The organism is Bacillus sp. RE35, assembly GCF_052146655.1.
Classification (GTDB): Bacteria; Bacillota; Bacilli; order Bacillales; family Bacillaceae_G; genus Bacillus_A; species Bacillus_A cereus.
On the sequence record NZ_CP197377.1, the window covers coordinates 412,531 to 427,064 of the forward strand.

Consider the following 14,534-nt stretch of genomic DNA (forward strand, 5'->3'; position numbering starts at 1 on the left):
TTGGTCATTTTGTATTCATACTTTGACTCACTTCGTTATATAATGAAGTAAGTGAAAGTTAATGGGAAAAAATAGTACGTTTTTGGTTAATACACGATGTAGAAAGTGATATAATTGCAAAATGTATGTATCATTTTCTAAAGAAGGAAAAATATATAATTAGGTGATAACTTCTATGAAACAGATTTGGCGTATTTATAAGACAGATTTACGGAATGTAGCCAAACATTGGGCTGCAATTGTTATTGTTTTAGGATTAATGATTTTACCATCGTTATATGCATGGTTTAACATTAAAGCTTCTTGGGATCCATATGGAAATACAAAAGAGGTTCCCATTGCAGTTTCTAACCAAGATGCAGGTTCTAATTTAAGAGGGAAAGATATCAATATCGGGGACGAGATTGTAGATTCTCTGAAGAAAAACAAAAATCTTGGTTGGAAGTTTGTAGACGAAAAGCAGGCAATTTACGGAGTTGAACGCGGGGATTACTACGCAAGCATTACAATCCCAAAAGACTTCTCTGAAAAAATTGCAACTGTTCTGGATGAAAATCCACAGAAACCAGAACTTGATTACTATGTAAATGAAAAGGTAAATGCGATTGCACCGAAAATTACAGCAAAAGGTGCATCAGGTATTACAGAAGAAATTAGTAAAAACTTCGTTAAAACAGCGAACGGTGAGATTTTTAAAATCTTCAATGACCTTGGAATCGATTTAGAAACAAACTTACCAAGTATCGAGAAAGTAAAAGATCTTGTCTTTAAGTTAGAAGCGCAGTTCCCAGAAATGAATACATTGATGGATAAGGCGTTAGATGATGCGACTCGAGCAGAGGATGTTGTGAAAGTAGCGCAAAAAGAGTTGCCAGTTGTAGAGAGTGTTATTAATGATGGGCAAGAAGCATTAGGGAATTTAGATAAGTTCTTTGCAAATAATGATGAAACTTTAAAGAACGCACCTGGAACAATGAGAAACAATTTAACTGTAGCAAAAGATGTAATGGATAAGGCCAATGCTTTTACGAACTTTTTAATGAATCCAGGGATAGACCTTTCTGGTATGAAGGGATTACCGGAGTTCCCAGCACGCCCTGATCTTTCAAAGATGAATGATGAAGGTTATAAAAACATTGCAAGAAACATTAATCAAACAGTTAATAACGTTTTAAACTCAGCACGTGCAGGAACAGCATACGGAAAAAGTGTTGTGAATGGATTGCAAAATGGTCAGTTTGATCCAGAAAAGGCAAAACAAGACCTTAATGCGGTTTCTGAAAATCTTCAAGGGCGTACAGATAGTATTGCATATCTTATTAATGTATTTACTGAACTTCAAAAGTCAGCGACGACTGATTTTGGTCAAAGCTTTTTCCAAGGGCGAGTGGATCGCTTAACTAAGCTAAAAAGCGGTATGGAAAATGCAAACAAGGGTATTAAAGATATTGTAAATGTTATCGGTACAGGACAAGAAGTAAAGAAAGATGTAACAGATGTAGCGAATCAAAAGTTAGATGCAGCAAATGGATTAATTGATCAAGCGGAAAAAGATTATAATGAAACGTTTGTAGCAGATTATAAAAAAGCAGTCAGCACAGTCGATCAAGCTAAAGCTGATGCAAATGAAGCATATGATAGTGTGAAAAATGAATATGAAAAGGCAAAAAATAATTTAGAAGGTGTTATAGCAGACGTAAATAATAGAGGTGTTAATGGATTAGATAGTACAAAAGTGGCTTTAAACGATTTAAATGGTCAACTACAAGCTACTAATAATCTAATTGGTGATGCGATTCCGGTTCTAGAAAGCACAAATAAGGTATTAGCAGATGTAAATAGCGGAAAAAACCTTAATGGCGGAATTGCAAAATTGAACAAAATACAAAATTCTGTTCAAAAAGGTATAGATGCAACGAATAAAGCAACTACACTAATTAATAATGGACAGAAGCCTACAAAAGAGGTTGTAGAAAGCATTAATGAAGCGACTAAAAATGCTTCAGCTCAATTAGGTGATTTCTTAGCAACATATGATTCAGAAATCGTTCCAAACTTTAACACAGCAATTGAACGTACGAAACGTATGTCTAAAAACACATCTCAAATTTTAAAAGAGGCAGACAAAAAGCTTCCAGATGTTAAAAAATTACTAGAAGATTCATCAAAAGGCTTAGTAGACGGGAAAAAGAAATTGGCAGATATTAAAGCTGAAATGCCGGAGACTGAGAAAAAGATTAAAGAATTAGCAGATAAAATTCGTGATTTTGAATCTGAAGAGGATTTAAAAGACATCATACGCTTATTGAAAAATGATGTTGAAAAGCAAAGTGATTACTTTGCGAATCCAGTAAATTTAAAAGAAAATAAATTATTTGCGATGCCGAACTATGGTTCAGCGATGTCACCATTCTATACAGTGCTTGCATTATGGGTAGGCGCATTATTAATGGTTTCATTATTAACGGTAGAAGTACACGAAGAGGGCGCGAATTATAAGAGCCATGAAATTTACTTCGGACGTTTATTAACATTCTTAACGATAGGTCTTTCACAAGCGTTTATCGTATCGATGGGAGATATATTCTTACTCGGTACGTACGTAGTCGATAAGTTCTGGTTTGTGTTATTTAGTTTATTTATTGGTGGAGTCTTCGTTTGTATCGTATACTCACTCGTTTCTATTTTCGGAAACGTTGGGAAATCGATGGCGATCATTTTACTTGTACTACAAGTAGCAGGATCGGGCGGAACATTCCCAATCCAAATGACACCAGCGTTCTTCCAAGCGATTTATCCGTTCTTACCATTCACATACGCAATTAGCGCAATTCGTGAAACAGTAGGCGGGATGCTTTGGGATATCGTAACACGAGATTTACTTGTGTTAAGTGCTTTCGTAGTAGTTATGATTGTTGCTGCGTTATTACTGAAAACACCAATTAACAAATCAAGTGAAAAATTTGTTGAGAATGCAAAAGGAAGTAAAATCATTCATTAAAATAAAAGGTTCCTACCGATAGAGGTAGGAACCTTTTTGTTTAATCAAATTTTAATTTTTTTAATGCTTCTGCGAATGGGTTATTTAATGGTTCTTCTTCTTTTTTCTGTTGTTTCATATATTTTTGAACGTCGCGTTTATCGGCTTTGTTTCCAGATTCTTTTTTACGTCGTTCTTGGAATGTTGATAATTTCTCACGATAGCCACATTTACATGCAAAGATTTGACCTGCACCTTCACCACGTAATTCTAGTTTCTTCTTACATTGCGGACAGCGAGCGTTTGTTGTACGAGATACATTTTTACGATGACCACATTCACGATCTTGGCATACGAGCATTTTTCCCTTTTTGCCGTTTACTTCTAGCATTGGTTTACCGCAGTCTGGACAAGACTTCGTTGAAATGTTGTCATGTTTATATTTTTTATCACTCGATTTAATTTCAGAAACAATTTCTTTCGTATAGTTCTTCATTTCCGAAATGAATACTTCTTTCTTTAGTTTTCCTTTTGCAATTGCCTCAAGTTTTTGTTCCCACTCACCAGTTAGTGTAGGTGATTTTAATTCTTCTGGTACTAAATCAAGTAATTGACGACCTTTTGATGTAATGTGAATATCTTTACCACGTTTTTCAATTAAGAAAGAGTTGAAAAGTTTGTCGATAATATCTGCACGTGTCGCTACAGTACCTAATCCACCAGTCGATTTTAACATATCAGCAAGTTGTTTATTTTGCGTATCCATATATTTTGTAGGATTCTCCATTGCTGAAAGTAAAGTTGCTTCATTAAAGCGTGCAGGTGCTTTCGTTTGACCTGATGTTTGCATAAGTAACTTTACAGTTAATGTATCGCCCTTTTCAATGTGAGGTAGAATCTGCTCTTTTACGTCATCAGTTACATCATCGTCTTCAAATCGATTTTCGTATACTTCCTTCCAACCAGCATGTAAAATCGTTTTTCCGCGTGCAATGAATGTTTCATTGCCAACCTTTGTGCGTAACGTTAGTTGTTCGTATTCGAATGCTGGGAATAAAACAGCTAAGAAACGTTTTACAACTAAATCATAAATTTTGCGTTCTTTATCTGTGAATGCTGAGAAGTTAACGTATCCTTCTGTTGGAATAATCGCATGATGATCGCTTACTTTACTATCATCAACAAATGATTTGTTAGGTTTGATAGGCTTTTGTAATACTTTATGTGCGAAGGGACGGTATTCTCCAACACCACATGCTTTTAGACGTTCTGGAAGTGTTCCAACGATATCAGATGAAATGTAGCGTGAATCTGTACGAGGGTACGTTAGTACTTTATGCTGTTCATACAATTTTTGCATAATATTTAATGTTTCTTTAGCAGAGTAACCGAACTTTTTATTCGCATCACGTTGCAATTCAGTTAAATCGTAAAGACCAGGAGAGAATGACTTCTTCTGTTTCTTATCAATTTCCACAACAGTAGCATTTTGTTTATCTAAACGTTTTACAATACCATCGATTTTTTCTTTATTAAAACTACGGCTATTGCCATTTGCATCTTGCCAAGTAAGTTTGAGCTTCTCCATTGTTTGAGCTTCGATGCCGTAGTAAGTTTGTGCTTTGAAGTTCTTTATTTCATCCTCACGACTAGCAATCATAGCAACAGTAGGGGTTTGTACACGGCCGCAATTTAACTGGGCATTAAAGCGAGTCGTTAAAGCACGAGTTGCATTAAGACCGATATACCAGTCAGCTTCTGAACGCGCAACTGCTGAAGCGTATAAATTGTCATAGGCTTTACCTGGTTTTAAATTTGCAAAACCATCTTTAATTGCTTTATCGGTTACAGAAGAAATCCATAAACGTTTGATTGGTTTATTTAGCTTAACTTTATCGATAATCCAGCGTGCGACTAATTCCCCTTCACGTCCAGCGTCTGTTGCTACAATAATTTCATTTACATCTTTTCTAAGTAGCTGACTTTTTACAGCATTAAATTGTTTTCCAGTTTGTTTAATAACCGTTAATTTCAAACGCTCAGGTAGCATCGGTAAATCTTCTAAATTCCACTTTTTATATTTCACATCATAACTTTCTGGATCTGCTAATGTAACGAGATGACCTAAAGCCCAAGTTACAATATATTTACTACCTTCAAGATAGCCGTTTCCTTTTTTATCACACTTCAGTACACGAGCAATATCTCGTGCAACGGAAGGTTTTTCAGCGATTACAACGCTTTTTGACATATTAAAAACATCCTTTCAAATTTCCATAAGTTAAATATAGCATACATCTTCTTGAGATTCAGTTTCGCTCCATATTTCAGCTGTTTTTAATGGAGTTAACAAAATCCCAACTGATTAAAGTTTCACTTTACCAGTTGCCTCTATATCAAATAGAAAAGTAAAGAACTTGTTATTTTACTAGAATAAGAGTAGACTTTGAAGTAGATGAATAAGAAACACATGGGAGTTTGTGGATACAAACTGAGAGTATGGCTACTAGTCCGTCATTGACCATTTGAACCTGTTGGATAATGCCAGCGTAGGGAGAGTGTAAAAGCACATATTCAGGCACTTTGCGTACGCGCAAAGTGTCTTTTTGTGTATCTCCCATCATTATAGTTAGGAGATGAAAAGGATGAATATGAAAGAAATTAGTAAAGTAGTGGATTTGGTGAGAGAATCTAATCCGCTTGTTCATAATATTACAAATGTTGTTGTAACAAATTTTACTGCTAACGGTTTGTTGGCACTTGGGGCATCGCCTGTAATGGCGTATGCGAAAGAAGAAGTAGCAGAAATGGCTAGCATTGCTGGAGCGTTAGTATTAAATATGGGGACACTTCGTCCTGAAGAAGTAGAAGCGATGTTACTCGCGGGTAAATCAGCAAATGCGAACAATGTGCCAGTACTATTTGATCCAGTTGGTGCAGGAGCAACTTCGTATCGAACAGAAGTTGCGAGACATATTCCGGCTGAAATTGAGTTAGCAATTATCCGCGGAAATGCAGCTGAAATAGCAAATGTTATTAATGAGAAATGGGAAATTAAAGGGGTAGACGCTGGTACTGGAAATGGCAATGTTGTAAGTATTGCAAGGCAGGCAGCAGATGAACTAAATACAGTTGCGGTCATTACTGGAAAAGAAGATGTTGTTACAGATGGAGAGAGAACTATTGTTATTCGAAATGGTCACCCTATTTTAACGAAAGTTACGGGAACAGGTTGTTTACTAACTTCTGTAATAGGAGCATTTGTAGCAGTGGAAAAAGATTATGTAAAAGCAGCAGTAGCAGCATTAACGTTTTATGGTGTAGCTTCGGAACTGGCAGCTGCTAAGACCGTGGAAAAGGGACCTGGTAGTTTCCAAATTGAATTTTTAAATCAGTTAGCGAATACTACTTCTAGTGATATTGAGAAGTATGGAAAGATTGAGGAGTTAGAGTAAGAGGGAGTGAAAGAAATGGCACGCATTGAAATAGATAAAATGTCTAAGCTATTGCAAGTGTATTTTATTATGGGAAGTAATAACTGCACGAGGGATCCTTTAGCTGTATTGAAAGAAGCGTTAGATGGTGGAGTGACAATTTTTCAGTTTCGCGAGAAGGGGGAAGGTTCTTTAATCGGAGAAGATAGAGTGCGCTTTGCAAAAGAATTGCAGACGCTTTGTAAGGAATATAGTGTTCCTTTCATTGTAAATGATGATGTAGAATTAGCCATTGAATTAGATGCAGATGGTGTTCATGTAGGACAAGATGATGAAGGAATTACATCTGTTCGTGAAAAAATGGGAGATAAAATTATCGGCGTATCTGCTCATACAATTGAAGAAGCACGCTTTGCAATCGAAAATGGAGCAGATTATTTAGGCGTTGGACCTATTTTCCCAACGAGTACGAAAAAAGATACGAAAGCGGTTCAAGGAACGAAAGGATTAGCCTATTTTAGAGAACAAGGAATTACAGTGCCAATCGTTGGTATTGGTGGGATTACAATTGAAAATACAGCGGCAGTTATAGAAGCGGGTGCGGACGGTGTTTCAGTTATTTCAGCAATTAGTTTAGCTGAATCGGCGTATGAAAGTACGAGAAAATTAGCTGAAGAAGTAAAGAGAAGTTTGTAGGGAAGGACGTGTAGCATTTCAAGTGCTGCATGGAGAAATAGACTGCCCCAAAATTTAAACAAACATTTGATTAAAAAAGCACAAACCTTTTTAAATAAAGGTTTGTGTTTTTTCTTTAAAACATAATTGAAATTAAGAGCATTCCAATTCCGATAGAAGTGAATGTTGCGATTAGACCTGGAATCATAAAGCTATGATTTAAAACATATTTTCCAATGCCAGTTGTACCAGTACGATCAAAGTTAATGGCAGCAACGATTGTGCCGTAGTTTGGAATGAAGAAATATCCGTTTACTGCAGGGAACATCGCAATCAGTAGCGCTGGTGGAATACCAAGGGATAGTCCAAGTGGCATTAAGGCACGTACTGTTGCTGCTTGGCTGTACAGTAAAATAGATAGAATGAATAGTGCGATGGCAAATAGCCAAGGTGCACTTGTTACTAAATGCTGAATGGATCCTTGAATCATATTTAAGTTTCCATTAAAGAAAGTATCTCCCATCCAAGCGATACCGAAAATAGCAACAACTGCTGTTGCCCCCGCTTTAAAGACGTTACCAGACACAATGCTTTCTACATTTGGTTTACAGAAAATAATAATAAGAGCCGCGATAGTTAACATAACCATCTCAATTGTATTCGGCATGGAAAGACGGGCTAACTTCCCATCAACTATCCATCCTGGACGAAGTGCTTCAAATGAACCAAGAAGTACAACAAGGAAGGTTCCTACAAGGAAAAGGATAACTGATAATTTTGCGCCCTTTACACCTACAAATTCTTTTTTCTCTTCAAGCTTAGGAATCATTCCTTCTTTTAATCGTTTTAAGTATTCAGGGTCTTCATTTAATTCTTTTCCCATCTTACTAGCAACGAATGCTGCTAACATACAAGCAATGAAAGTGGAAGGAATACTCACTTTTAAAATATCTAATAAAGTGATTTTATAGTCAGCTAACATTGCTAAAAGAGCAACTGTGGCAGCTGAAATTGGACTAGCTGTAATTGCTTGTTGAGAAGCGATTACGGCAATCGACATTGGGCGTTCCGGTCTAATCCCTGATTCACGAGAGACTTCTGCAATAACAGGAAGTACAGAATAGGCAACGTGACCAGTACCTGCACATAGTGTGAATAAATAAGTAACAATTGGAGCAAAAAAAGTAATACGCTTTGGATTTTTTCGTAATGCCTTTTCAGCTAGATGAACAAGATAGTCCATTCCTCCAGCAGCTTGCAAAGCACCAGCAGCTGTAATTACTGCCAAAATCATAAGCATTACATCGATAGGAGGCGCGGTTGGTTGTAGGTGGAAGACAAAAACGAGTATTGCCATACCAACTCCACCCATTACTCCTAAACCAACTCCGCCTAGGCGTGCACCAATAAAAATACAGAGTAACAAGGTAAGAAATTGTAGCCAAAACATGATAAACTACCTCCGAAATTCATTAGTTAAGATATATTCGAATAGTTTAATTTGAATGAAAATTAAATAAATACCCGAAGAAATCCTTGTTATTTATACATTTTTTATTATATAACACAAAAAAAGTAACATTCACGTACTTTTTGAAATTATTTCGAAAAAGCAATGCATTAAAAATTTGTATTTATATCTCTAAATAAGTAGACATTTTGATTTATATGTTGTAATCTTTGAAAGAGAATAAATTAATTCTCATAGAACTCCCATATCGTTCAACTCGTTCAGCGAGAAAGGCAAACTGATGGAAACATGAGGACGCAAAACTACAGGAGCTAAGGTCGAAAGGCTACGCTAGCCAGTTACCGGACGGATAGGGTTGGTCTTGGCCAATGCTTTTACATTGGCTTTTTTTTATTCTCGAACATATTGAGAAACATTTTCAAACAAAATATCCATATATTTTGTTTTTTTGTTTGTGTTGATTAAGGAAGGTGGATATTAATGAAAAAATATTGGCATAAGTTATCGTTCCTTCAAAAGAACGTCTTATTAACCGTATTAGTTATTTTGACACTTGTTGGAAGTATGGGTGCATTAAGTTTCAATATGTTTCAAAATAGTATGATGTCTTTATTTGAAAGGCAGTCTATTGAAACAGGAGAAATAGTATTGAAAAAACTGGATGTAGAATTAGTTAGAGACATGGCGAAAGATCCTACAGCCGAAAAAGTGAAAAAAGAAAAGTTAACAGAGAAATTAGATGAAGTATCAAAAGAATTGAAAAGCGTTGGACAAACGTATGTTACAGGAGCAAAGCCGAATGAAAAGCGAGAATTACAACTCGTTGGTTTGACTACAGAGTTAACAAATGCGTTTCCTATAAAGCCGGGAGATTATTATGAACAACCCGCTCATTGGATGAAGGCATACGATAAAGTGATTGATACGAAAAAGGCTCAAATGACAGAAGTATATGAAGATGAAATAGGTTCGTGGGTGACAATATTAGAACCAATTACAGATGGAGAAAACAATATTATTGCAATTGTTGCCGCTGACTTAGATGCTTCCATTGTTCCTATTACAAAAGAGAAGTTTATGATACAGGGTTTACTCTTTATCATTATTTCATTAGCAATTGCGACTATTACTCAATTCTTTATCGTGCGTCACTCGCTAGCTCCATTAAAAGATTTACGAGAAGGGTTACGTAAAATTGGTGAAGGTGACTTGAGTATTAAATTAAAAGAAAGACCAGATGATATTGGAATTATTAATGTTTATTTCAATAACACGATTGAAAAGTTTAAAGGGATTATAGATAAAGTAAGGCAAACTGCTGAGCAAGTTTCTTCTTCTTCACAAGAATTGTCGGCGAGTACAGAGGAAAACAGCATGGCAGTTCAAGAGATTGCAAGTTCTATTGAAGGTTTAAGAGTAGGGGCACAGTCTCAAAAAACTTCAGTACAACAATGTTTAGGGATTGTACATGGAATGGAAGATAAGGTAGAAGAGATAACTGGGGCTGCGAAACAAGTTGCGGTTGCTTCTGAAGGTATGGAGCAACATTCAATTGAAGGTAATGAAGTGATTGGACAAATTATTAATCAAATGAGTTTAATCCAAAATGCAGTACAAGATTTATCTTCCATCATTTATTCGTTAGAAACAAGGTCAAAAGAAATTAGTGATATCGTAACTGTAATTACAGGCATTTCAAATCAAACAAATTTATTAGCTTTAAATGCTTCTATTGAGGCTTCACGTGCTGGAGCAGCTGGAAGAGGGTTTGCAGTTGTTGCTGATGAAGTACGAAAATTAGCAGAACAGACGGAAGCGTCTGCTAAAGATATAGCGAAATTAATTGGTGAAACACAAGCTGAGACAGAAGATGCTGTAGTTTCCATGCAAAAAGGTTCAAAAGAAGTAGAAACTGGAATTTCGCTTGTTCAAAGTAGCGGAGATTTCTTTGAAAAAATCTCAAAATCAGCGCAATCTGTTACAGATCAAGTAAAAGCTGTTTCTGGTAATTCGAGTGATATTTTACAAAATAGCCAGAATATTGTTCAAGTCGTAAATGAATTATCACATATTGCAAATACTTATGCCAACAGCAGTAGTAATGTTGAAGAAAGCATGAAAGAGCAAGAAATATCAGTACAAGATATTGCAGAATTAGCGACTTCTTTAAGTTGGCTCTCTCAGGAATTACAAGAGCTTATTGGTGAGTTTAAAAGCGAATAAGGAGAAAGTTCAATTCTAATCAAGGGCGTATCTCCGCTACTGATTATGAATTGAACGAATCTGCCCTTTAATAAGGGATAAAAAAGGTGTGAATTTTCACACCTTTATTATATTTAAGAGAGGAATTTACATAAATATGAAATTAGCAATTTCTTATAGTGAGATGGTAAAAGAATTTTTAGGAAAAGTAGAAGGAAGTATTAAAATACCTAAAGATGTGCAAGGAACAGAACTTAGGATAAAAAGGAAAACGGAACTGTTTTCAAATTTGACTCACATTGTAGATTTAATAGGAGCGACTGCAACGTGGTTATATCATATTTCTAAAGAAAAACATATTGTCGTGCTTTATCATGTAAGAGGAAGTTTATTTCCGATTACTATTGAAGTTTCTAATTTTCTCTCCTATGAAAGTTTGAATTTACAGATTGAAGAGCAACTGGAGCAAATTAAAGAAATGAATGAGGAAGAAATAGAAGAGTTTCAAAACGGTAATACATTATATGAAATGTCACCTATTATTATTGGCGAAACATATTATGAGCTAAAAGACACGAATACATTACAATTTGTATTTAGTAAAAATATGCAAAGTGTAGAAATAATATTTAATAGTGTTAATTGGAAAGAGACAACAATTACTCGTTATGCACAACAAATACAAGGTGTTTTAATTAATAAATCACAAAATAAGAATAATCATATAAATAATTTTAATATTATTACAGAGGCCGAGATGGCACTTTATAGTCAAGTGAATGATACGACAGCAGTATATCCTGAGAAAAGTATCGTCGATATGTTCTATAATACTGTTACTCAATTTCCAAATCGTATAGCTTTATCTTCAAGGGAAGGTACTTTAACTTATGAGGAGCTAAATAAAAAAAGTAATCAAATAGCTCATATGTTAATCAAAAACGGCGTCCAATTAGGAGACTATGTTGGAATATTTATGAAACGTAGCATAGACACAGTAGTAAGTATGGTAGCTATATTAAAAGCTGGTGCAGCGTATGTTCCGATTGATCCAGATTATCCGGAAAGTAGAATACAGTACATTATTCAAGATAGCCAAGCGAAAGTTATATTGATGAAAGAGACGCCTATAACATGTGATGGGGTTCAAACAGTTTCAATGTATGATAGTGAAACTTATGAAGATATAGATGTAAAGTTGTCTATTCATTGTGATGATGTAGCTTATATGATTTATACATCTGGTTCAACAGGGAATCCAAAGGGAACGATGTTAGCACATAGAGGCGTTGTTAATCTGTATACTTGGATGAAAAAGCAATATGAATTGACAGAAGAGGATGTATTTGCCCAATTTCCTTCCTTTAGTTTCGATGCTTCTGTATGGGAGTCATTTGCTTCTTTATTCTGTGGAGGAAACTTATATGTACTATTAGAGGAAGAGCGATTGTCTGTAGAAGCATTTGCAAATGCAATCTATAAAGTGAAAGCAACTTCAATCTTGGCATTAGCAACAATTTTTGTTCGACAAGTAGCAACTTATTTGGCAGAAGAAGATATATATAAGCTAGCTTCCCTAAAAAGAATTGCGATTGGCGGTGAAATGTTGCCTGTAGAGGTTATTAAATTGTGGAGAGAAAGAATAGGTACAAATGTTGAAATTCATAATGTATACGGACCGACAGAATGTACTGTAGTGACGACAACCTATAAAATACCTAGTCAGTTAAATGAGGATGTTGCGAGTATTCCCATTGGTAAACCATGTGCTAATTATCAAGTTATGATTTTGGATGAGAATATGAATCTTTGTCCAATTGGTGTACCTGGTGAATTATATATAGATTCAGTGGGATTAGCAAAAGGGTATTTTAATAAGCCTAATAAAACAATTGAAGCTTTTATTCCGAACCCTTTTAATCCTATAGTTAATATATATAAAACAGGTGATATCGTTAAGTTGCTAGAGGATGGAAATATAGAGTTTTTACATCGGAAAGATGATCAAGTAAAAATTAGAGGACATCGTATTGAACTAGGCGAAATCCAAAGTAAAATTTCTCAAAATCATAATATAAAAGAAAATGCTGTTTTTGCTAAGAAGAGTAAGGAAGGTAGCCAATATTTAATCGCGTTCTATACAACTTTAAATAAAAAAGAAATACCAGAATTAGTTTATCAGTTACAAGAGCAATTACCAGATTATATGGTGCCATCTAAACTAATTTATATTAATGAATTACCACTTACACCTAATAAAAAGATTGATGTTAAGAAGTTAGCTCAGTTAGAAGAAAAGTATGAACCGGTTCGTCTACAAGAATATGTTGCACCTTCTAATAAAGCAGAAAAACAAATAGCGAACGCCTGGGCGGAAGTATTAGGAATTTCAAAAGTTGGAGTGCATGATGATTTCTTTACAATTGGTGGACATTCATTAAAAGTATTACGAGTCTTAACATTGTTAAAAGAAGATTTCTCACATTTAACAATTCAAGATTTCTTTAAAGAAAGAACGATATATGGATTAGCTCGAATTGAGCGAGAAGTAAAAGTAGAGAAAGAAGAAGTATTTCGTGAATATAAAGTGATTCACGAACCAGATACTATCACGTATGCAAACGTTTTGGAAGAAAACCAGATTTCAAATGTCTTTTTAACAGGAGCTACTGGTTATTTAGGATCACACATATTATATGAATTGTTGAGAGATACAGCTGCTACTATTTATTGTTTAGTAAGACCAACTAAAGATGTGCAGCAAAGAATTATAGATACATTAACAGGCTACTTTAATGATGTATGTGAAGAATGGTTACAGCGTATACAGGCCGTAGCTGGTGATCTGGGAGAAGAGTATCTTGGGATGAGCGAAGAAGAATTTATGTTCATCAGTTCTAAGATGGATACGATAATTCATTGCGGTGCAGATGTAAGACATTTTGGGGATGTAAAACAATTTGAAAATATAAATGTCCAAGGAACTAGCCGTATGCTAGCATTAGCGGAGAAAGGTGCTACATTCCATTTTATTTCTACAATTGGTATCCCGTTAGAATTAGCGGTAGATCAATGGGATACATACATGAAAACTGGTGATTTTAATTACAGTGTAGACTTAGAGAATGTATATTCAAATAGTAAACTACAAGCGGAAAACATTGTTCGTGAAGCAATGAAAAATGGTTTGCGCGGAAATATTTATCGTGCAGGTAATTTAGCATGTCATTCAGAAACAGGTTCGTTCCAACAAAATATTGAAGGAAACGCATTTTATCGTCTTATTAAAACAATGCTATTAATTGGGGAAGCACCAAATGTGAAGTGGAAAGTTGATTTCACACCAATTGATTTTGCTAGTAAATCAATTGTATCGTATTTGCAAGATGCGCAAATTATAGGAGAGACGTTACATATTTGTCATCCACATCAAATTGAGTTTGAACAATTTATACAGCTAATTGGAGAGTGTGGATACAATCTTGAAATGGTTCCACTTTCAGAATATGTAAATACCGGACTTGCATTAGCGAAGGGAAATGAAGTAATAGCAGAGTTAATTGCTTCTCAAGTTGCAGGAGATGGAGCGCAGCAATCTGAAATTGTAATGGGTACGCGTAGAACGAATAAATGGATTAAGAAAAAAGAATTGATAGTACCAGCAATTAATAAAGAATTTATTCAGCAGTTATTAGCTCATGGTGAAAAAGTTGGTTATTTTCCAAAAATAATGAAATGATTATGCATGCTTTTGTTTGTTCAATAAAATAAA

7 protein-coding genes and 2 riboswitches are annotated in these 14,534 nt (G+C 35.1%); of the genes, 5 read left to right on the plus strand and 2 right to left on the minus strand.

Translation table 11 applies throughout. The features are described 5' to 3' along the window. The first annotated feature begins 175 nt into the window (after window positions 1-175). Window positions 176-3,001, plus strand: a complete 2,826-nt coding sequence (locus ACTL4X_RS02195; protein WP_086692275.1) for a YhgE/Pip domain-containing protein — start codon at window positions 176-178, stop codon at window positions 2,999-3,001. 40 nt (window positions 3,002-3,041) lie between these two features. On the opposite strand, the gene topB is transcribed toward ACTL4X_RS02195, so the two are convergent. Further along, a complete protein-coding gene (topB, locus tag ACTL4X_RS02200; RefSeq protein ID WP_098214370.1) occupies window positions 3,042-5,231 on the minus strand; it encodes a DNA topoisomerase III in 2,190 nt (729 codons plus the stop codon). A 209-nt stretch (window positions 5,232-5,440) separates the two neighbouring features. Beyond that, window positions 5,441-5,553, plus strand: a riboswitch (TPP riboswitch). A gap of 72 nt (window positions 5,554-5,625) precedes the next feature. Between topB and thiM the strand changes: the two genes are divergently transcribed. Continuing rightward, window positions 5,626-6,435 carry a hydroxyethylthiazole kinase gene (gene thiM / locus ACTL4X_RS02205; RefSeq protein ID WP_001056096.1) on the plus strand — a complete coding sequence of 270 codons (810 nt, stop codon included), beginning with the start codon at window positions 5,626-5,628 and terminating at the stop codon, window positions 6,433-6,435. 15 nt (window positions 6,436-6,450) lie between these two features. Continuing rightward, window positions 6,451-7,110 (plus strand): thiamine phosphate synthase, encoded by a 660-nt coding sequence (gene thiE, locus ACTL4X_RS02210; protein WP_000090960.1) that lies wholly within the window; start codon window positions 6,451-6,453, stop codon window positions 7,108-7,110. A gap of 115 nt (window positions 7,111-7,225) precedes the next feature. Here thiE and ACTL4X_RS02215 read toward each other — a convergent pair whose 3' ends face one another. After that, window positions 7,226-8,539, minus strand: a complete 1,314-nt coding sequence (locus tag ACTL4X_RS02215) for an anaerobic C4-dicarboxylate transporter family protein (protein WP_000498704.1) — start codon at window positions 8,537-8,539, stop codon at window positions 7,226-7,228. 282 nt (window positions 8,540-8,821) lie between these two features. Next, window positions 8,822-8,906: riboswitch (cyclic di-GMP riboswitch) on the plus strand. A 134-nt stretch (window positions 8,907-9,040) separates the two neighbouring features. Between ACTL4X_RS02215 and ACTL4X_RS02220 the strand changes: the two genes are divergently transcribed. Both ACTL4X_RS02220 and ACTL4X_RS02225 read left to right on the plus strand, forming a co-directional pair. After that, on the plus strand, window positions 9,041-10,783 hold the full coding sequence (locus ACTL4X_RS02220) for a methyl-accepting chemotaxis protein (RefSeq protein WP_000761079.1): 1,743 nt from the start codon (window positions 9,041-9,043) through the stop codon (window positions 10,781-10,783). Between the two features lie 136 nt (window positions 10,784-10,919). Then, window positions 10,920-14,501, plus strand: coding sequence for a non-ribosomal peptide synthetase family protein (locus ACTL4X_RS02225; protein ID WP_098214369.1), 3,582 nt, complete (start codon window positions 10,920-10,922; stop codon window positions 14,499-14,501). Window positions 14,502-14,534: the final 33 nt, after the last annotated feature.

Coding starts and splice junctions, on each gene's coding strand:
- topB (WP_098214370.1), bottom strand. CDS start 5,231: ATGTCAAAAAGCGTTGTAATCGCTGAAAAACCTTCCGTTGCACGAGAT.
- ACTL4X_RS02215 (WP_000498704.1), bottom strand. CDS start 8,539: ATGTTTTGGCTACAATTTCTTACCTTGTTACTCTGTATTTTTATTGGT.
- thiE (WP_000090960.1), top strand. CDS start 6,451: ATGGCACGCATTGAAATAGATAAAATGTCTAAGCTATTGCAAGTGTAT.
- ACTL4X_RS02195 (WP_086692275.1), top strand. CDS start 176: ATGAAACAGATTTGGCGTATTTATAAGACAGATTTACGGAATGTAGCC.
- ACTL4X_RS02225 (WP_098214369.1), top strand. CDS start 10,920: ATGAAATTAGCAATTTCTTATAGTGAGATGGTAAAAGAATTTTTAGGA.
- thiM (WP_001056096.1), top strand. CDS start 5,626: ATGAATATGAAAGAAATTAGTAAAGTAGTGGATTTGGTGAGAGAATCT.
- ACTL4X_RS02220 (WP_000761079.1), top strand. CDS start 9,041: ATGAAAAAATATTGGCATAAGTTATCGTTCCTTCAAAAGAACGTCTTA.